The organism is Cupriavidus sp. USMAHM13 (assembly GCF_001854285.1).
GTDB lineage: Bacteria > Pseudomonadota > Gammaproteobacteria > Burkholderiales > Burkholderiaceae > Cupriavidus > Cupriavidus malaysiensis.
The window spans coordinates 3,742,966-3,763,247 of record NZ_CP017751.1 but is presented as its reverse complement, the minus strand read 5'-3'; the positions used below and the strand labels follow the sequence as shown (position 1 = coordinate 3,763,247).

Annotated in this window: 17 protein-coding genes; 12 read left to right on the top strand and 5 right to left on the bottom strand. The window is 64.6% G+C overall.

Going from position 1 to position 20,282, the window contains the following annotated elements:
- Positions 1-29: 29 nt before the first annotated feature.
- The 4 genes from BKK81_RS16610 (at position 30) to nadC (ending at position 5,197) form a co-directional block, all read left to right on the top strand.
- The gene (locus BKK81_RS16610; protein ID WP_071015171.1) at positions 30-1,436 is read left to right on the top strand and encodes a mechanosensitive ion channel family protein; all 1,407 of its coding nucleotides are present in this window, start codon (positions 30-32) and stop codon (positions 1,434-1,436) included.
- Between the two features lie 362 nt (positions 1,437-1,798).
- Positions 1,799-2,989, top strand: coding sequence for a DesA family fatty acid desaturase (locus tag BKK81_RS16605; RefSeq protein WP_071015170.1), 1,191 nt, complete (start codon positions 1,799-1,801; stop codon positions 2,987-2,989).
- A gap of 184 nt (positions 2,990-3,173) precedes the next feature.
- Positions 3,174-4,328, top strand: coding sequence for a quinolinate synthase NadA (gene nadA / locus BKK81_RS16600; RefSeq protein WP_071015167.1), 1,155 nt, complete (start codon positions 3,174-3,176; stop codon positions 4,326-4,328).
- A complete protein-coding gene (nadC, locus tag BKK81_RS16595) occupies positions 4,325-5,197 on the top strand; it encodes a carboxylating nicotinate-nucleotide diphosphorylase (RefSeq protein WP_071015164.1) in 873 nt (290 codons plus the stop codon). Before nadA ends, nadC begins: the two co-directional genes overlap by 4 nt.
- 49 nt (positions 5,198-5,246) lie before the next feature.
- On the opposite strand, the gene nadB is transcribed toward nadC, so the two are convergent.
- The 4 genes from nadB to radC all read right to left on the bottom strand — a co-directional run bounded on the left by nadB (position 5,247) and on the right by radC (position 8,328).
- A complete protein-coding gene (gene nadB / locus BKK81_RS16590) occupies positions 5,247-6,836 on the bottom strand; it encodes an L-aspartate oxidase (RefSeq protein ID WP_071015163.1) in 1,590 nt (529 codons plus the stop codon).
- A 155-nt stretch (positions 6,837-6,991) separates the two neighbouring features.
- Positions 6,992-7,162 (bottom strand): 50S ribosomal protein L33, encoded by a 171-nt coding sequence (gene rpmG, locus BKK81_RS16585; protein WP_010814980.1) that lies wholly within the window; start codon positions 7,160-7,162, stop codon positions 6,992-6,994.
- 12 nt (positions 7,163-7,174) lie between these two features.
- On the bottom strand, positions 7,175-7,408 hold the full coding sequence (gene rpmB, locus BKK81_RS16580; protein WP_006575661.1) for a 50S ribosomal protein L28: 234 nt from the start codon (positions 7,406-7,408) through the stop codon (positions 7,175-7,177).
- A gap of 245 nt (positions 7,409-7,653) precedes the next feature.
- Positions 7,654-8,328, bottom strand: coding sequence for a RadC family protein (gene radC / locus BKK81_RS16575; protein WP_071015160.1), 675 nt, complete (start codon positions 8,326-8,328; stop codon positions 7,654-7,656).
- A 1,272-nt stretch (positions 8,329-9,600) separates the two neighbouring features.
- Here radC and ltrA point away from each other — a divergent pair.
- From ltrA to BKK81_RS16535, 8 genes are all read left to right on the top strand, one after another.
- Entirely contained in the window at positions 9,601-11,316 is a 1,716-nt protein-coding gene (gene ltrA, locus BKK81_RS16570) for a group II intron reverse transcriptase/maturase (protein ID WP_071015158.1), read from the top strand.
- 97 nt (positions 11,317-11,413) lie between these two features.
- Entirely contained in the window at positions 11,414-11,905 is a 492-nt protein-coding gene (locus BKK81_RS16565; protein WP_071015154.1) for an FKBP-type peptidyl-prolyl cis-trans isomerase, read from the top strand.
- 72 nt (positions 11,906-11,977) lie between these two features.
- A complete protein-coding gene (ispH, locus tag BKK81_RS16560; RefSeq protein WP_071015152.1) occupies positions 11,978-12,937 on the top strand; it encodes a 4-hydroxy-3-methylbut-2-enyl diphosphate reductase in 960 nt (319 codons plus the stop codon).
- A gap of 767 nt (positions 12,938-13,704) precedes the next feature.
- Positions 13,705-14,901 (top strand): branched-chain amino acid ABC transporter substrate-binding protein, encoded by a 1,197-nt coding sequence (locus tag BKK81_RS16555; protein WP_071015149.1) that lies wholly within the window; start codon positions 13,705-13,707, stop codon positions 14,899-14,901.
- A 215-nt stretch (positions 14,902-15,116) separates the two neighbouring features.
- A complete protein-coding gene (locus tag BKK81_RS16550; protein WP_071015147.1) occupies positions 15,117-16,052 on the top strand; it encodes a branched-chain amino acid ABC transporter permease in 936 nt (311 codons plus the stop codon).
- 13 nt (positions 16,053-16,065) lie between these two features.
- The gene (locus tag BKK81_RS16545) at positions 16,066-17,226 is read left to right on the top strand and encodes an ABC transporter permease subunit (protein ID WP_071015144.1); all 1,161 of its coding nucleotides are present in this window, start codon (positions 16,066-16,068) and stop codon (positions 17,224-17,226) included.
- A 13-nt stretch (positions 17,227-17,239) separates the two neighbouring features.
- Complete coding sequence (locus BKK81_RS16540; RefSeq protein WP_071015143.1) at positions 17,240-18,016, top strand: ABC transporter ATP-binding protein; 777 nt, start codon at positions 17,240-17,242, stop codon at positions 18,014-18,016.
- Positions 18,017-18,032: 16 nt separating this feature from the next.
- Positions 18,033-18,749: an ABC transporter ATP-binding protein gene (locus tag BKK81_RS16535; RefSeq protein WP_071015140.1), complete on the top strand. Its 717-nt coding sequence runs from the start codon at positions 18,033-18,035 to the stop codon at positions 18,747-18,749.
- A gap of 102 nt (positions 18,750-18,851) precedes the next feature.
- Here the strand turns inward: BKK81_RS16535 and BKK81_RS16530 are convergent, their stop codons facing one another.
- Positions 18,852-20,042, bottom strand: coding sequence for an acetylornithine transaminase (locus BKK81_RS16530; RefSeq protein WP_071015138.1), 1,191 nt, complete (start codon positions 20,040-20,042; stop codon positions 18,852-18,854).
- Positions 20,043-20,282 lie beyond the last annotated feature (240 nt).

Genomic DNA, 20,282 nt, shown 5'->3' with positions numbered 1-20,282 from the left:
TCCCGGCTTACGTCCGCAAGGACTCCTCCATGAACAGCAATACCCTGACCGACCTGAAGGTGACCGACCTGAAGGCCACGCATTCGATGTTCGGCAAGATGCTGGACGACCTGATCCGCGATGCGGGCGGCCCGGGCTTCATCTGGCAACTGGCGGTACTCGCCGCCTGCCTGGGCGTCGCCTGGATGCTGGCGCGCCTTGTGGTGCGCCGCCTGGAGCGGCACTACCAGGAGTCCAGCTTTGCGCTGCGCTTCGCCGCCGCCAGCCTCGAACGCGCCATCTTCCCCTTGTGCGGCTGGCTGCTGGTTCTGGCAGCGCGCTTCAGCCTGGCCCAGTTGATGTCGGTCAGCGTGCTGCGGCTCGCGCTGGTGCCGCTGTTCGGCATCACCTTCCTCTATATCGCCTTCTATATCCTGCGCCGGGTGCTGTCCGGGGAGGGACAGCTGCACGGGCTGCTGATGCTGGTCGAGAAGGTGCTGACTACGCTGGTGTGGGCGTCCATGCTGCTCTACGTGCTGGGCGTGCTGTGGGATGTGGTCGGCTGGATGGAGACGGTGCGTTTCTCGGTGGGCGGCAAGCAGCAGGTCAACCTCGCCGACACCCTGATGGCGGTGGTCTGGATCCTGCTGACGGTGCTGATCGCGATGTGGTTCGGCTCCTGGCTGGAAGAACGGCTGATGCGCTCGCGCGGATTGGACAGCAACCTGAAGATGGTGCTCAGCCGCATTTCCAAGGCCCTGCTGCTGCTGGTTTCCCTGCTGCTGAGCCTGTCGCTGGTCGGTATCGACCTGACCGTGCTGTCGGTGTTCGGCGGCGCGCTGGGCGTGGGGCTGGGCCTGGGCCTGCAGAAGATCGCCAGCAACTACATCTCGGGCTTCATCATCCTGCTGGACCATTCGGTCAAGCTGGGCGACCAGATCACGGTCGACAAGTACACCGGCATCGTGTCGCAGATCCGCACCCGCTACACGGTGGTCCGCAACGGCGATGGCGAGACCCTGGTGCCGAACGAGCAGCTGGTGGCGCAGGCGGTGCAGAACCACTCCTTCTCTAATACCAATGTGCGCGTGGCCACGCGCGTGCAGGCCGACTACGACAGCGATCCCGAGACCGTGCTGGCACTGCTGGCCGACTGCGTGCGGGGCATTCCGCGCCTGCTCGAAACCCCCGCGCCGAGCGCCTTCCTGGTGCAGTTTGCCGACAGCGGCATCGAGTACGAGGTGGCCGGCTACATCGCCGACCCGCAGAACGGCAAGCTCGGTGTGCAGTCGGCGATGAACCGCGCCATCTGGCGCACGCTGCGCGAACACGGGATCTCCATTCCTTATCCGCAGCGCGAGCTGCGCGTGCTCGGCGCGCAGGCGCCGGGCCTGGCGACCGACCCGGCCGTGCCAGCGCAGGTGCCGCATCGGGCAGATGGTAATGAATTGATGTGATATAAGAGGCGCTTATAGAACGAAATCCGTTGCGCTTCGTCAAACTCGGGAAAAAGCGGATGTCCGGCACCGCGCGATCCGGTAAAATAGCCGGTCGTCGTGGTTTGCCCAGGCATCCCGACCCCCACATGAGACAGCCGCCGGATTGCAGCGGCTCGTGCCCCGTCTCGCCAGCCCCGGTTCCTTGCCGGGAGCGGCGCCGGGCGGCGCAGCAGGGGACTCCGCCGTGTCAGGCCGGACCCGTGGCTGACGCTGCCGGATATATAGCGCAATCACCGTATTTGCAGTCCTTTTTCTGCTTCGCGCATGCGCTGCGTCACCGCGTCGCATGGCTGTACCCTGTTTAATCGATGGAGAACGGTTTGTTCGACTCTATTCTTGACTGGGCCGCCAACGGCCTTGCCAACTGGTCCTGGTGGGAGATCGTGATCTACACGCTGGTGGTGACCCACATCACCATCTGCGGCGTCACCATCTTCCTGCACCGCTGCATGGCCCACCGCTCGCTGGACCTGCACCCGGTCGCTCAGCATTTCTTCCGTTTCTGGCTCTGGCTGACCACCGGTATGGTGACCAAGGAGTGGACTGCGATCCACCGCAAGCACCACGCCAAGTGCGAGACCGAGGACGATCCGCACAGCCCGCAGACCCGCGGCATCCGCAAGGTGCTGCTGGAAGGTGCCGAACTGTATCGCGCCGAGGCGAAGAACAAGGAGACCATCACCAAGTTCGGCCATGGCACCCCTGACGACTGGATCGAGCGCAATGTCTACTCGCGCTTCGGCTGGCAGGGCGTGGGCCTGATGCTGATCATCGACGTGGCGCTGTTCGGCGTCATCGGCCTGACCGTCTGGGCCGTGCAGATGCTGTGGATCCCGATCCACGCGGCCGGCATCATCAACGGCCTGGGCCACTTCTGGGGATACCGCAACTATGATTGCGAGGACGCGTCGACCAACGTGTCGCCCTGGGGCATCATCATCGGCGGTGAGGAGCTGCACAACAACCACCACACCTACCCGACTTCGGCCAAGTTCTCGATCAAATGGTACGAGTTCGACATCGGCTGGGGCTATATCCGCGCCATGCAGGCAGTGGGTCTGGCCAAGGTGAAGAAGACGCCGCCCAAGGCACGCCTGGTCGAGGCCCGTCCGGTCGACCACAACACGCTGGAGGCGATCATCGCCAACCGCTACGACGTGATGGCCCGCTACGCCAAGGCCGTCAAGGCGGCCTACAAGGACGAGCTGCAGAAGCTGAAGGCCGGCAGCCTGCCTGCCTACCGCGACTTCAAGCCGGCTCGCAAGTGGTTCCACCGCGAGGAGGGCAAGCTGGCTGCCACGCAGCGCGAGCAGCTGGCCGACATCGTCCAGCAGAACAAGTCGCTGCACACCTTCGTGGAAATGCGCCGCGAGCTGGCCGCGATCTGGGGTCGCTCCAACCTGACGCGTGAACAGCTGCTGCAGCAGCTGCAGGCCTGGTGCCACCGCGCCGAGGCCAGCGGCATCCAGGCCCTGCAGGACTTTTCCCTGCGTCTGCGCCGCTACGCCTGATACAATCAGGCCCGCGCCCGAAAGGCTCAAGAAAAGCCCCGCCACCTGGCGGGGCTTTTCTTTTCGCTAGACTGCCCTCACATCCTGCCGACAGGTCGCATGGGCACGCCGCAGGCGGCGGGCGCAGGAGACGCTTCGGGAGGAGAGCCGGAAGCACCGGGAGTAGCCGAGGGAGTAGTACGAAATGACCCCACAGACGATCAAGACCGTCGAGTTCGAGAAGCCGAACGTGGCGGATGCCAACGGCGCCGCCGGCGGCAGTTGCGTGGCCCATGCCTGGGCCAAGGTGCCGCCGGCGCTGAACGCCGCCGAGCGCAGCGAACTCAAGGCGCGGATCCGCGCCTTGCTCAAGGCGCGCGATGCCGTGCTGGTGGCCCACTATTATGTGGACGCCGACCTGCAGGACCTGGCCGAAGAAACCGGCGGCTGCGTGTCCGACTCGCTGGAGATGGCGCGCTTCGGCCGCGATCACCCGGCCAAGACCCTGGTGGTGGCCGGCGTGCGCTTCATGGGCGAGACCGCCAAGATCCTCAGCCCGGAAAAGACCATCCTGATGCCGGACCTGGATGCGACCTGCTCGCTCGATCTCGGTTGTCCGGCCGACGAGTTCAGCGCCTTCTGCGATGCCCATCCGGACCGCACCGTGGTGGTCTATGCCAACACCAGTGCCGCGGTGAAGGCGCGCGCCGACTGGATGGTGACGTCGAGCATCGGCCTCAAGATCGTCGAGCACCTGCACGCCCGCGGCGAGAAGATCCTGTGGGCGCCGGACAAGCACCTGGGCAGCTATATCCAGCAGCAGACCGGCGCCGACATGCTGCTGTGGCAGGGCTCCTGCCTCGTCCACGACGAGTTCAAGGGCATCGAGCTGGATCTGCTGCGCCGCGAGTTTCCCAAGGCCAGGATCCTGGTGCACCCCGAGTCGCCGGCGAACGTGGTGGCCCAGGCCGACGTGGTCGGTTCGACCTCGCAGCTGATCGCGGCCGCGCAGTCGCTGGACGCCACCGAATTCATCGTCGCCACCGACAACGGCATCCTCCACAAGATGCGCATGGCTGCCCCCGGCAAGCACTTCATCGAGGCACCGACTGCCGGCAACAGCGCCACCTGCAAGAGCTGCGCGCACTGCCCGTGGATGGCCATGAATGCGCTGAGCAACCTGGCCGAGGTGCTGGAGACCGGCCGCAACGAGATCCATGTCGACGCGCAGCTCGGGCGCCAGGCCTACACCTGCATCGACCGCATGCTCGGTTTCGCTGCTGCGCAGAAGACCAATGTGCGCCCGTCGGCCGACCTGGCCAAGGAGCAGGCGCTGTTCCAGGGAGTGGGTCCGGCATGAGCACCGCCAGCATCAATCCGATTTTCGACGGCTACGGAGCAGCGCTGGCCGAGGCCTTGCAGGACAATGTGCGCGCCGCGATCGCCGAGGATGTTGGCAGCGGCGACCTGACCGGCATGCTGGTGCCGGCCGGCAAGCCGGCACGAGCGCGCGTCATCGTGCGCGAGCGCGCCGTGCTGTGCGGCCGGCCCTGGTTCGATGCCTGCATGCGCGCGGTCGATCCCGCCCTGGAGGTGCGCTGGCTGCAGGAGGAGGGCGCGCTGATGGAGGCGGATTCCGTGGTGTGCGAGATTACCGGGCCGGCGCGTTCCCTGTTGACGGCCGAGCGGCCATCGCTGAATTTCCTGCAGTTGCTGTCCGGCGTGGCGAGCGCCACGCGGCGCTACGCCGACCTGGTCGCGGGCACGCATGCGCGCGTGCTGGATACCCGCAAGACCTTGCCCGGGCTGCGCCTGGCGCAGAAGTACGCGGTCAAGGTCGGCGGTGGAGAGAACCAGCGCCTGGCGCTGTACGACGGCATCCTGATCAAGGAAAACCACATTGCCGCGGCAGGCGGCATCACTGCCGCCCTGCGCGCCGCCGAGCAGCTCGGCAGCGGCGTGTCGGTGCAGGTCGAAGTAGAGACGCTCGCTGAGCTGGAGGAGGCGCTGGCCGCCGGTGCGCGCTCCATCCTGATCGACAACTTCACCGAGCCGATGATGCGCGACGCCGTGCGCATCAATGCCGGCCGCGCCTTGCTGGAAGTCTCCGGGGGCGTCAATCACGAGACCATCCGCGCGTTCGCACAGACCGGTGTCGACCGCATCTCGGTCGGCGCGCTGACCAAGGACGTGCGCGCCACCGACTACTCCCTGCGCATCATCGAGTAGGTAACGGGCGCCGTGCGGCGCCCGTTGCCCGCCGCCGTGCGGGGTTTTCCTAGCGCTGCCGCGAAGGCGGCTGCATCACGGTCGGCAGCGCCTTGGGCAAGGTGTCGGGATAGTCGCGGCTGAAATGCAAGCCGCGGCTTTCGTGACGCGAGTAGGCGCTGTCCACGATCAGCGAGCTGACCTCGACCAGGTTGCGCAATTCCAGCAGGTCGCGCGTGACGCGGAAATTGGCATAGTACTCGCCGATTTCCTCACGCAGCAGGCCGATGCGGTGCTGTGCGCGTTCGAGCCGCTTGCTGGTGCGCACGATCCCGACGTAGTTCCACATCATGCGTCGCAGTTCGTCCCAGTTGTGCGACACCACCACCTCCTCGTCCGCGTCGGAGACGCGGCTTTCATCCCAGGCGGGCAGGGCGACGTCCGGGCGCGTGCTCTTGTCCTGAACAGCGATATGCGCGGCGGCCGCGCGGCCGATCACCATGCACTCCAGCAGGGAATTCGAGGCGAGGCGGTTGGCGCCGTGCAGCCCGGTGCAGGCCGATTCGCCGACGGCGTAGAGGCTGGCGAGGTCGGTGCGCCCGGCGGTATCGGTGACCACGCCGCCGCAGGTATAGTGCGCCGCCGGCACCACCGGGATCGGCTCGCGCGCGATGTCGATGCCCAGTTCCAGGCAGCGTGCGTGGATGGTGGGGAAGTGTTCGCGCAGGAAGGCTTCCGGCTGGTGGCTGATGTCCAGGTGGACGTAGTCCAGGCCGTGCTTCTTCATCTCGAAGTCGATGGCGCGTGCGACCACGTCGCGCGGTGCCAGCTCGGCGCGCGCATCGTGGGCCGGCATGAAGCGGGTGCCATCGGGCAGGCGCAGCAGGCCGCCTTCGCCGCGCACGGCCTCGGAGATCAGGAAGGACTTGGCATAGGGGTGGTACAGGCAGGTCGGGTGGAACTGGATGAATTCCATGTTCGCCACCCGGCAGCCCGCGCGCCACGCCATGGCGATGCCGTCGCCGGTGGCGGTGTCCGGATTGGTGGTGTAGAGGTAGACCTTGCCGGCACCGCCGGTGGCCAGCACGGTGTGGGTCGCCGTGACGGTGCGCACGTGGCCGCTGGCATCGTCCAGTACATAGAGGCCATAGCAGCGCTTGCCCGGCAGGCCCAGCTTGCCGGCCGTGATCAGGTCAATGGCGAAATGGTCCTCGAGGATGGTGATGTTGGGATGCCGGCGCGCCTGCTCGCTCAGCGTGCTCACCACCGCGTGCCCGGTCGCGTCGGCTGCGTGGATGATGCGTCGCCGGCTGTGGCCGCCTTCGCGCGTCAGGTGAAAGCCCAGCTCCGCCTGCTCGTCGCGCGTGAACGGCACGCCGCGATCGATCAGCCACTGGATGGTTTCGCGCCCGTGCTCGACGATGTAGCGGGTCGCCTCCTCATCGCACAGCCCGGCGCCGGCGACCAGCGTGTCCTGGACATGCTCGTCGTGGCTGTCGCCCGAATCGAGCACGGCGGCGATGCCGCCCTGGGCCCAGTCGCTGGCGCCCTGGGTCATGGCGCGTTTGCAGAGAATGACGACCCGATGGGTCTCGGCCAGTTGCAGCGCGACCGTGAGTCCGGCGAGTCCGCTGCCGACGATGGCGACATCGAAGTTCATGATACGGGAAGGGCGCAAGCTGATGCGTGTGCGCAGGGGAGGGGAAAGCCTGAAAGTGTACACCCGCATGCCGGCCGCGGACGCAAAAAAGCCCCGCATAGGCGGGGCTTCTTGCCGGGCATGCCTGGCGGCATGCCGGGGAAGGCCAGGATCGATTACTTGATCTTGGTTTCCTTGTACGCAACGTGCTTGCGGGCGACGGGATCGAACTTCATGATCTCCATCTTTTCCGGCATGGTGCGCTTGTTCTTCGTCGTGGTGTAGAAATGACCGGTACCCGCGGTGGATTCCAGTTTGATCTTGTCGCGTCCGCCTTTGCTGGCCATGGTGTACTCCTATTAGACTTCGCCGCGTGCGCGCAGGTCGGCGAGCACGGAGTCGATGCCTTTCTTGTCGATCAGGCGCAGGCCGGCGTTCGAGACGCGCAGGCTCACCCAGCGGTTTTCCGATTCAACAAAGAAGCGGCGATTCTGCAGATTGGGCAGAAAGCGGCGCTTGGTCTTGTTGTTCGCGTGGGAAACGTTGTTGCCGACCATCGGCGCTTTCCCGGTCACTTGACAGACGCGTGCCATGAAGCACTCCTAAATCTCTATTCGTGGACAATGTCGCAACAGATCAACAGAAGGCGCACGGGCCCGGACTGCAGCGGTTTGGACTTCAGCAAAACGAGTATTGTAAACCGATTTCGAGTGGAAGATCAAGATCTTCTTGACTTCGGCCATGGCAGGTGGTGGGACGAACGCGGCGCATTGTCCTGCGATAGGCGCTCTCTCGGCATTGACTGGCGCCTGCCGTGCTCTCGTCCTGTCTCCGCCCTTTACATCTGCTGGTGCTCGGCCAGCGAGTAGGCTGTGCTGCTGGTGACGATGAAGTGGTCGAGCACCTGGACGTCGACCAGTGCCAGCGCCCGCGCCAGGCTGCGCGTCATATCCAGGTCGGAGCGGCTCGGCGTGGCAGTGCCGGACGGATGGTTGTGGGCGACGATCACCGCGGCCGCATTATGCATCAGGGCATGCCGGGCCACCTCGCGCGGGTAGACGCTGGTGTGGGTCAGCGTGCCGCGGAACAGCTCCTCGCTGGCCAGCAGCCGGTTGCGCGCGTCGAGGAACAGGCACATGAAGACCTCGTAGGGCAGGTGGGCGATCGACAGGCGCAGGTAGTCGCGCACGGCTTGCGGGGAGGAGAGGTCGGTGGCCAGGCGCAGGTCCTCCGCCAGGGCGCGCCGCGTCAATTCCAGTGCCGCCTGCAGTTGTGCATACTTGGCGCGGCCCATGCCGCGCACGCGCGCCAGCGCCTGCGCGTCGGCGCCGAACAGGCGCGACAGGGAGCCGAAGCCCCGCAGCAACTCGCGCGCGAGGTCCACTGCGGTCTTGCCGGCCACCCCCACGCGCAGGAAGACGGCCAGCAGCTCGGCGTCCGAGAGGCTGGCGGCGCCGTTCAGCAGCAGCTTCTCGCGCGGCCGTTCGTCGGCCGGCCAGTCGGTGATGGGCATCGCTCGGTCTCCGTGGCAGGGGCGGGCGGGCGCCCGCGGGGTTCACCGGGATCCACCCGCTGGCGGTGACTTGGGGCGGCTTGGGGCGGCTTGCTTCGCAGTCGCTTACAATAGCGGTTGTTGTGCGACACGCATCATCGTGTCCGGGAGCTTTCCGTTAAGAGCATCGACCCTTGTTGGGACGCGGAAAGGGCTCCGGCCTGAACCGCACAACCCCAACCATCTACTTGCTTAGACTACCCCGGCCGGCAAAGCCTGGGTGTGTCCATCTGTTGCGAACGGAACCAGTTCATCGGTCTCGCTTGCAGCTTGCTTTTGCTGGACGAATGTCCAGCCATCGCCCAAAGGCGGGGACGCTCGCCTTTGGGCGGGTTACCTGTAAACGCCCCTCTTCGGAGGGAGCGGGTGGATGCGCAATGAAGTTTGATGCGCATGCGCCACATAGCTTTGAAACCGGTCCAATGGATCGGCGCTACGTTCTTTGGGACGGAGGCTCGTGCTCGCAAGAGACCGCCACCGTCAAGCGCTCGCTGGTACAGGAGCACATGAGGCAAGAAAGTGAGGTCCCGGAGCGTAAAGCTCTGTGCGTTATGGTTCGGTCGGACACGCCTGTGAAGGTGCCCGATAGAGAACCTGCTATGCGACTAGCAGTAGCCTAGGGAGACATGCGTCACTGGTAACGGTGGGGTGTGAAGCTCTCCTGACAACGTAGCCCCCGCAAGGGTGTCCACTCGCCGCGAGGCGAAGGGGCAGAGACTCCGAGCAGCAACGGGGTTGAGGAGCTAGGCTGACTGGCATGGGCAACATATGTGAACTGCTGATAAACGCCGTGACTATTGAAGTGCCAAAGCTGCTGACAGGCACTAACCAAACGGTGTGTGGTCGGTTACCTCGCTGGCAACTCGGGGTACGTCGCCAATGCGACCACCGGCGGAAAGGCAGGCCCTAACCCAGCCGTGTAACGTGCAGGGAACGTGGTAAGCCCGTATGGCTGCCGGAGCGCAGTACGGCTTCGGCAGGCGGACCGTAAGGGACGCTGTTGGCTGTGCGGGTATGGGAGGTTGGAGAAAGCGAAGGCCGGGCTGTAATGGTTCGGATAGGGGGTGAAACATTCCTCCACGCGAAAGCGGGCAGACTTCCAACTGGTCTTTCGTCGCAGGACGACTGACTGAACTCGCTTGTGAAAATTTCTTCCCTTGAGGGGCAATGTGTCCCTCAGGGGGCATGTTGTCTCTGGCTGTCGAGGGGAACTTCTCAAGACAGGAGAGCAGCATGGAAGCATTGATCCGTAAGGATGAATCTGCGCTCTCCGGCGTGCCGCAACGTTGGGGCGCCATCAACTGGCGCCGCATCGAGCGGAACGTTCGGGCAATGCAGATTCGAATTGCGAAGGCAACACAGGAAGGGGATTGGCGCAGGGTGAAAGCCTTGCAGCGATCCCTGACCCGCTCGTTTTCCGCCAAGGCATCGGCGGTCAAGCGAGTGACGGAGAACCAAGGTAAGCGAACGGCAGGCGTCGATCGCGAACTGTGGGACTCGCCTGAAGCCCGATGGGAAGCCATCGGGCGGTTGAAGCGCCGGGGGTATCGGCCCATGCCATTACGGAGGGTCTACATCCCCAAAGCCAACGGGAAGGAGCGCCCTCTGGGCATTCCGACCATGTTGGACCGAGCCATGCAGGCGCTGTATCTGCTGGCGCTGGAACCGGTGTCCGAAGGGACGAGCGATCCGAACTCCTACGGGTTTCGGATCAATCGGTCCACCGCGGATGCCATGTCCCAGCTGTTCCTCAACCTGTCCAAAAAGGCCTCGGCCCGATGGATTCTGGAAGCGGACATCCGGGGTTGCTTCGACCACATCAGTCACGACTGGCTGGAACACAATGTCCCCATGGACAAGGTGGTCCTTCGGAAGTGGTTGAAGGCTGGCGTGGTATTTCAGGGCCAGTTTCAGGCGACCGAAGCCGGAACGCCGCAGGGAGGCATCATTTCCCCGACGCTGGCTAACGTGGCACTGAATGGGTTGGAAGCCCAACTTGCGGAGTTCCTTAGAGCGAAGCGAGGGGTTGCCGGCACAAGAAGGGCCAAGGTGAATGTTGTGCGCTATGCGGATGACTTCGTGATCACCGGCGAGACGCCGGAGGTGTTGGAGCACGAGGTGAAGCCGTGGGTAGAACAGTTCCTAGCAGTGAGGGGGCTGTCGCTGTCGACGGAGAAAACGCGGATCGTCAACATTGCCAAGGGCTTTGACTTCCTAGGGTGGAATTTCCGGAAGTACTCGGGAACGCTGCTCATCAAGCCAAGCAAGAAGAACGCACAAGCGTTCTATCGCAAGGTCAAGGAGGTCATCAGTGCCAACAAGACGGTGAAGCAGACGGACCTGATCCGGATGCTGAACCCGATGCTACGGGGTTGGGCGCAGTATCACAGCCCCGTGGTAGCCAAGACGGCGTTCACACGCATGGAACATGTCGTATTCAATGTTCTATGGCGGTGGGCGAAAAGGCGGCATCCTCAGAAGTCTGCCGACTGGGTGCGAAGCAAGTACTTCGCAACGGTTGGAAGGCGGAACTGGATGTTTGGGACCAAGCTCGTGAACGGCGACGGCAGTGAAGGTTGGTCGGAGTTGTACTCGCTCGCGGGTACGCCGATCAGGCGACACAAGAAGGTTCGAGGGGACTATCATCCCTTCGACCCAGCGCAGGAGATGTACGGGGAATCGCTACGTCAGGAGCGTATGCTAGAAGGCATGGCGCACCGAAAGCAGTGGATTCGCTTGTATGTCTCGCAGCGGGGCTTGTGCGCGTTGTGTCAGTGCAAGATCACTAAGGAATCGGGGTGGCACGACCACCATATCGAGTACCGTGTGCACGGTGGCTCGGACGCCTTAGGGAATCGCGTTCTGTTACACCCGAACTGCCACGCCCAGGTGCATGCTAGAAGTATTGATGTTGTGAAGCCGGCTTCTCCGGTAGGAGAAGCGATGTAAAGGCTTGAGCCGTATGCGGGGAAACTCGCACGTACGGTTCTTAGGGGGGAGCAGGCCAGCAATGGTCTGCTCCTACCCTACTACCGGTTGAACACCCATGAATGTGCAAACTTTTGCCTCGGAGGCGGCAGGGGAGCAGGCGCCTGGTCGCAAGACCGTGCAGGCGGACTCCTTCCTGACGCTCCACTACAGCATTTCCCTCGAGAACGGTACGGAGATCGTCAGTACGTTCGAGGACAAGCCCGCCACCCTCCTGCTCGGCCAGGGCCAGATGGCCCCGACGCTGGAGCAGGCACTGCTGGGCATGGCCGAGGGCGACCGCACCACCTACCGGCTGGCGCCGGAGCATGGGTTCGGTCCGCGCAATCCGGAACTGCTGCAGCGGGTCTCGCTGGCGACCCTGCGCGAGAACAGTTCCTTCGAGGAAGACTATGCGCCGGGCGACCTGGTGGAATTCAATGCGCCGGGCGGCGGCAAGTACGCCGGCGTGCTCAAGGAGATCGGCCCGACCTCGGCCCTGTTCGACTTCAACCATCCGCTGGCGGGGCAGACCATCCTGTTCGACGTCCAGCTGATCGGGATCCTTTGATGCTTCGCCGTCCGGCGGCCGGAGCGCGGCATCCGCGCCCTGCGCCGGCGGCTCTCCTCTAAGAACTGCAGCATGTCTGAACTCAACACCGCCAACGACGCCGAGATCCTGCTGGCCCAGCCGCGAGGCTTCTGCGCGGGCGTCGACCGCGCCATCGAGATCGTCGAGCGCGCGCTGCTGCGCTTCGGCGCCCCCATCTACGTGCGCCACGAGATCGTGCACAACGCCTACGTGGTGGCACAACTGCGCGAGAAGGGTGCCATCTTCATCGACGACCTGGCGGAAGTGCCCGAGGGCTCGACGGTGATCTTCAGCGCGCACGGCGTCTCGCGCCAGGTGCGCGACGAGGCCGCCTCACGCGGCCTGACCGTGTTCGATGCAACCTGTCCGCTGGTGACCAAGGTCCACGTCGAGGTTGGCAAGATGCGCGCCGAGGGCTGCGAGATCATCATGATCGGGCACAAGGGCCACCCGGAGGTGGAGGGCACCATGGGCCAGGTCGAAGGCGGCATGCTGCTGGTGGAGTCCGCCGAGGACGTGGCGCGCCTGCAGGTGTCCGACCCGGCCCGCCTCGCCTACGTGACCCAGACCACGCTGTCGGTCGACGAGACCCAGGAGATCGTGGCGGCCCTGAAGGAGCGTTTCCCGCTGGTCAAGGAACCGAAGAAGCAGGACATCTGCTATGCCACGCAGAACCGCCAGGATGCCGTCAAGTTCATGGCGCCCCAGGTGGAGGTGGTGATCGTCGTCGGCAGCCCGAACAGCTCCAACTCCAACCGCCTGCGCGAACTGGCCGCGCGTCTCGGCGTGCCAGCCTACATGGTGGACTCGCCTGACCAGGTGCAGCCCGAATGGGTGGCGGGCAAGCGCCGCATCGGCCTGACCGCGGGCGCGTCGGCGCCCGAGGCGCTGGCCCAGTCCATCGTCGAACGCCTGCGTGCCCTGGGGGCCAGGCAGGTGCGCGCGCTGGAAGGCATCGAGGAGAACATGTCGTTCCCGCTGCCGCGCGGCCTGCAGGCCGATCTCGCCTGAATCTGCACGAATCTTCCGGGCCGGGCATCCGGCCCGGCCGCCGCCTGCTTTAAGCGCACGGCTGCCCGTGCATCGACAGCAGGCGGGGCAGGCGCCGTCAGTCGGACTCCGCGTCCTCCTGCCCCTTGCCGCGTTCCCGCCCACGCCCTTCCCACGCTCCTCGCCTTTCCCCTCCGCCTGGCGCCCGCCACGATGACTACCGTTGCTGGCCGGCATGTGATGCCTGATTCCCCGGTTCGCCATTCCAGTGCGCTGCGCCGGAATGGTGCATGGCGTGCGCAGCGGCTGCCTGGTAAATGCCGCTGAATGCACCGGATCGCAGCCGGATTATATCCACCTGTCTGTGGGGAAAGACAAATAAGGGTAATCCCCATTTATCGGGTTTTCCCTATTATGGTGCGGGCGGAACATTCTGCACATTAGGAATAGCTTCAGCTATATAGGAATGGAGCACATATTTAATTAAGCTCAATCTGAGTGCTTCTTTCTTTACAAAACCCATGTTTGGAGGCGGTAGGCACGAATCTTGTTAGGTTTGAGGCGGGGACCCGCCGGTTGAGCGGGAATTGCCCCAATCTGGGCATTGGGGAAATTCCCTAGCTCAATTAACGGGTTATTGAATCAACTTGTTGCGTCGCATATTGCGTCCGCGAAGAAAGGGGATACAATGCGCGCGTTTCAAATTGAAACAAGACAAAAGGCGGTCCAGGGAAAACGTCCGGGAGGCGTTGCTGTTCCCTGCTCTTGTGAATCCTAGGAGATCACTCATGCAAATCACGTTGGCCAAGATTGTGCCGATCGCAGCAGCTGTGGCACTGGTCGCAGGTTGTGGCAAGAAAGAGGAAAAGCCCGCCGAATCGGCCGCCTCGGCACCGGCGGCAGCCGCGCAGGCCGGCGGCGAGACGGTCGTCAAGATCGGTCATGCGGCGCCTCTGACCGGCGGCATCGCACACCTGGGCAAGGACAACGAAAACGGCGCCCGCCTGGCCGTGGAGGAAGTCAACGCGAAGGGCCTGGAGATCGGCGGCAAGAAGATCAAGCTCGAGCTGGTCGGCGAAGACGACGCAGCGGACCCGAAGACCGGCACCGCCGTCGCGCAGAAGCTGGTCGACGAGAAGGTCGTGGCCGTGGTCGGCCACCTGAACTCGGGCGTGTCGATCCCGGCCTCCAAGATCTACAGCGATGCCGGCATCGTGCAGATCTCGCCGTCCTCGACCAACCCCGACTACACCAAGCAGGGCTTCAAGACCACCTTCCGTGTGGTGGCGACCGATGCCCAGCAGGGGCCGGCGCTGGCCAACTACGCGGCCAAGAACCTGCATGCCAAGAGCGTGGCCATCGTCGACGACGCCACCGCCTACGGCAAGGGTCTGGCCGACGAGTTCGAGAAGACCATCAAGGCGGCCGGTGTCAACGTGGTCGCCCGCGAGGCGACCAATGACAAGGCCACGGACTTCAAGGCCATTCTGACCAAGATCAAGGGCAAGAAGCCCGACGTGATCATGTACGGCGGCATGGATGCCACGGGCGGTCCCTTCGCCAAGCAAGCGAAGGAACTGGGCATCGGCGCCAAGATCGTCGGCGGCGATGGCGTCTGTACCGACAAGGTGGCCGAGCTGGCCGGCGACGCGGTCTCCAACATCATCTGCTCGGAGGCCGGCCTGGCGCTGTCCAAGATGGAGCAGGGCGCCGACTTCGAGAAGCGCTACGAAGCGCGCTTCAAGTCGCCGGTGCAGATCTACGCGCCGTTCACCTATGACGCCGTGATGGTCATCGTCGACGCCATGAAGCGCGCCAACTCGACCGATGCGGCGGCCATCCTGGCCGAGATGCCCAAGACCAACTACAAGGGCCTGATCGGTAATATCGCCTTCGACGAGAAGGGCGACATGAAGGAGGGCACCATCACGCTGTACGAGTACAAGGACAAGAAGAAGACTGTGCTCGACGTCGTGAAGATGTAAACCGGGGTTTATCGGCCCGAATGGACGGCACCGTACATACCTTGCGGTGCCGTTTTTTTAGCCTTGCTCCTTGTGGCGCCGCCCTTACCGGGGCGGCGCAGGGCAGGCCGCTTACCAGCTATCGACTTTCCGCTACCCAACCCGTCACGTACCATCGCCCCCGGCATCCACACCATGCCGTGCCGCAAGGCCAGGGGCTGAAGTAGGAGCTTTTCATGGATATCCTTATCCAGCAGATCGTGAACGGCCTCGTGCTCGGCAGCATCTATGCTCTGATCGCGCTCGGCTACACCATGGTCTACGGTATTCTCGGCATCATCAACTTCGCCCACGGCGACGTCCTGATGTTCGGCGCCATGACCGCGCTGTCGGTCATCCTCGGCCTGCAGAAATTCGCCCCCGGCCTGCCCGACTGGCTGATGCTGGTGATCGCCACGCTGGTCGCGATGCCGGTCTGCGCGCTGGTCGCCTACACCATCGAGCGGGTCGCCTACCGGCCGCTGCGCAACGCGCCCAGGCTGGCGCCGCTGATCACTGCGATCGGTGTCTCCATCATCCTGCAGACGCTGGCGATGATGATCTGGTCGCGCAACCCGCTGACCTTCCCGCAACTGCTGCCGTCCGATCCGATCGACATCGGCTCGACCGGTGCCACCATCACCGGCAAGGAGATCGTCATCATCGGCATGGCCCTGATCGTGATGTCGGGCCTGCTGGCGCTGGTCAACCGCACCAAGCTGGGCCGCGCCATGCGCGCCACCGCCGAGAACCAGAAGGTGGCCGGACTGATGGGGGTGAACCCCAACTTCGTGATCTCGGCCACGTTCATGATCGGCGCGACGCTGGCGGCGCTGGCCGGCGTGATGATGGCGACGAACTACGGCAACGCGCACTTCTACATGGGCTTCATTCCCGGCCTGAAGGCCTTCACCGCCGCAGTGCTGGGCGGCATCGGCAACCTGGCGGGCGCCATGGTCGGCGGCATGCTGCTGGGCATGATCGAAGCGCTCGGCGCCGGCTATATCGGCGACCTGACCAACGGCGTGTTCGGGTCGAACTACCAGGACGTGTTCGCCTTCATCGTGCTGATCATCGTGCTGGTGTTCCGTCCGTCCGGCATCATGGGCGAACGTGTCGCCGACCGGGCTTGAGGAGGATTGCATCATGACTACCCAGATCCCCTCGTCCGCCGCGCAGGCAGCCGCGCCGTCGCGAACGCCGGCCAAGACGCTGGCAGCGCTGCTGGCCTTCCTCGCGGTAGCGCTGTTCGCGCCGTTCATCGTGCAGACGCTCGGTGGCAACTATTGGGTCCGCGTGATGGATTTCGCGCTGATCTACATCATGCTGGCGCTGGGCCTGAACATCGTGGTGGGCTTCGCCGGCCTGCTCGACCTCGGCTACATCGCTTTCTACGCGGTGGGTGCCTACCTGATGGCGCTGCTGGGCTCGCCGCACCTCAGCAACCAGTTCGAATGGATCCATCAGCTGTTCCCCAACGGACTGCACCTCAGCGTCTGGCTGGTGCTGCCGCTGGCGGTGCTGGTGGCGGCCACCTTCGGCGTGCTGCTCGGTGCACCGACGCTCAAGCTGCGCGGCGACTACCTCGCCATCGTCACGCTGGGCTTCGGCGAGATCATCCGCATCTTCATGAACAACCTGGACCGCCCGGTCAACATCACCAACGGGCCCAAGGGCATCACCGCGGTCGATCCCGTCCACCTGTTCGGATTCGATTTCTCCAAGGCGCACGAGATCTTCGGGCTCAAGCTCACACCGGTGTTCCTGTACTACTACCTTCTGGTGGCGCTGGTGGTGGTGATCGTCTTCATCTGCCTGCGCCTGCAGAACTCCCGCATCGGTCGTGCCTGGGTGGCCATCCGCGAGGACGAGATCGCGGCCAAGGCGATGGGCATCAACACCCGCAACATCAAGCTGCTCGCCTTCGCCATGGGCGCCTCCTTCGGCGGCGTGTCGGGCGCGGTGTTCGGCTCCTTCCAGGGCTTCGTCTCGCCCGAGTCCTTCGTGCTGTGGGAATCCATCTACGTCCTCGCCATCGTGGTGCTCGGCGGCATGGGCCATATCCCGGGTGTGATCCTCGGCGGCATCCTGCTGGTGGGCTTCCAGGAACTGCTGCGCGCGACGGCAGGGCCGGTGCAGAACATGCTGTTCGGCACCGTGCTGGTCGATGCCGAAGTCTTGCGTCAACTGCTCTTCGGTCTCGCCATGGTGGGTGTGATGCTGTACCGCCCCGCGGGCCTGTGGCCTTCGCCGCGCAAGGAAGACCGCCCCGTGGCGCGTCGTGCCGGCAACGTGGGCCGTTTCTGAACAGGAGGACAAGATGAGCCAAGACAACACCCTCCTGTCCGTGCAGGGGGTCAACAAGCGTTTCGGCGGCCTGCAGGCGCTGTCCGATGTGGGCCTGCAGATCAAGCAGGGCGAGATCTACGGCCTGATCGGCCCGAACGGTGCCGGCAAGACGACCTTCTTCAACGTCATCACCGGCTTGTACACACCCGACTCGGGCGAATTCCGCCTGGGCGGCCAGCCCTACCAGCCCACCGCCGTGCACGAAGTGGCCAAGGCCGGCATCGCCCGCACCTTCCAGAACATCCGCCTGTTCGGTGACATGACGGCCCTGGAGAACGTGATGGTCGGCCGTCACGTGCGCACCAAGGCCGGCCTGTTCGGTGCCATCTTCCGCCCGCCTTCGGTGCGGCGCGAAGAGGAATCGGTCGAGGACATGGCCCACGATCTGCTGGAATACGTCGGCATCTCCAAGTATGCCAACTTCACCTCGCGCAATCTCTCCTACGGCCACCAGCGCCGCCTGGAGATCGCCCGCGCGCTGGCCACCGAGCCCAAGCTGCTGGCGCTGGACGAACCGGCCGCCGGCATGAACGCGACCGAGAAGGTCGAGTTGCGCGGCCTGCTCGACAAGATCCGCAGCGACGGCAAGACCATCCTGCTGATCGAGCACGACGTGAAGCTGGTGATGGGCCTGTGCAACCGCCTGACCGTGCTGGACTACGGCAAGGTCATCGCGCAAGGGTTGCCGCAGGAGGTGCAGAGCAATCCTGCCGTGATCGAGGCCTACCTCGGCGCGTCGGCGCATTGAGGGCGGGAGACGGCAAATGAAACAGACAATGCTGAAGATTTCGGGCCTGAAGGTCGCCTACGGCGGCATCCAGGCGGTCAAGGGCGTCGACCTGGAGATCGCCGACGGCGAACTGGTCACGCTGATCGGTGCCAACGGCGCCGGCAAGACCACCACGATGAAGGCCATCACCGGCATGCAGGGCTGGGCCGGCGGCGACGTCGAGTACATGGGCAAGTCCATCAAGGGCGTGCCCAGCTACCAGCTGCTCAAGCAGGGGCTGGCCATGGTGCCGGAAGGGCGCGGAGTGTTCGCGCGCATGACCATCACCGAGAACCTGCAGATGGGGGCCTACACGCGCAACGACGACGCCGGCATCAAGGCCGACATCGAGCGCATGTTCGGCATTTTCCCGCGCCTGAAGGAGCGCGCCAACCAGCTCGCGGGCACCATGTCGGGTGGCGAGCAGCAGATGCTGGCGATGGCGCGCGCGCTGATGAGCCAGCCCAAGCTGCTGCTGCTGGACGAGCCTTCGATGGGCCTGTCGCCCATCATGGTCGAGAAGATCTTCGAGGTGGTGCGCGACATCTCCGGCCAGGGCGTGACGGTGCTGCTGGTCGAGCAGAACGCGCGCCTGGCGCTGCAGGCGGCGCACCGCGGCTATGTGATGGAGTCGGGGCTGATCACCATGAGCGGCGACGCCAAGCAGATGCTGGACGACCCGAAGGTACGGGCGGCGTATCTGGGAGAGTGAGGGCGGGCGGTTTTCCGCCCGCCGCAGGCCTGCTCCCTGTCCCGCTTGCGGGAGAGGGAGCCAAGACCTTGTGCTTGACGCTCGGTCTTGGCGTGGCGCGCTTCAGGCCAGCTTCTTCAGCAGGCCGCGCAGCATGCCGATCATCAGGTCGATCTCTTCGCGTTCGACGTTCAGGGCCGGCATGAAGCGCAGCAGGTTGGGGCGCGGCGCGTTCAGCAGCAGGCCCTGCGGCTGCAGTTCGCGTGCTTCCTCCACCAGTTGCGGGCCGATGTCGCGGTTCAGCACCAGCGCGCGCAGCAGGCCTTCGCCGCGCTCGCCGCCGAGGCCGAACTCGCCGGACAGGGCCAGCAGCTGTTCGCGCAGGTAGGCGCCCTTGTCCTGCACGCTCTGCAGGAAGCCCGGCGCGGTCAGCTGCTCGATCACCGAGCAGCCCACCGCGGTCATCAGCGGATTGCCGTTGTAGGTGCCGCCCTGGTCGCCGGCTTCGAAGCTGGCCACGGCCGCCGTGCACATCAGGGCCGACAGCGGCACACCGCCGCCGATGCCCTTGCCCAGCGTCATGATGTCCGGCTGCACGCCGGACAGTTCGTGCGCGAACAGCGTGCCGCAGCGGCCGCAGCCGGTCTGCACTTCGTCGACGATGAACAGCAGCTTGTGCTTGTCGGCGAGCGCGCGCAGGCCCTGCATGAACTCGCGCGTGGCGGGGATCACGCCGCCCTCGCCCTGCACCGGCTCGAGCATGATGCCCACGGTCTTGTCGTTGATCAGCGCCTCGACCGACGCCAGGTCATTCAGCTCGGCCTTGGGGAAGCCCGGCACCTGCGGCGCGAAGATGGTGTCCCAGCCTGCCTTGCCCGACGCGCTCATGGTGGCGAGCGTGCGGCCGTGGAAGCTGTGGTCCATGGTGATGATCTCGTAGGCGCCGTCCTTGTGCTTGCGGCCCCACTTGCGCGCCAGCTTGATCGCACCTTCGTTGGCCTCGGCGCCGCTGTTGGCGAAGAAGACCTTGTCGAAGCCACTGTGGTCGGTGAGCAGCTTGGCCAGCGCGATCATCGGCTCGTTGTAGAAGGCCGGGCTCGGGTTGATGATCTTGTGCGCCTGCTTGGTCAGTGCCTCGATCATGCCGGGGTTCGAGTGGCCCAGGCAGTTGACCGCCCAGCCCTGCACGAAATCCAGATAGCGCTTGCCGTGCTGGTCCGTCAGCCACGAGCCCTTGCCTTCGGTGAAGACCAGTTCGGGCCGGTTGGTGATGTACATCAGGGATTGGACGGGAAACTCATCAGCAAATGCCATGGCGGACTCCAGGGGTCGGCGTGGGTCGGGAGAGGCGGAAAGCCAGGGAAGAAAGCGGAAACAAAAACAAAAAGCCACGGGGGTTGCCCGTGGCTTGTTGACCTGAACAGACGCTGTCGACGGTCAGCCGCGCGGCACCCCGGTGGGGAGCGACGTACGGAAGCTGCGTCGGGTATTGGTTGCGTAGTTCATGGCGGCAAATATAAGGCGCATGCGCCCGGGTGTCAAAGCGAATGTTGG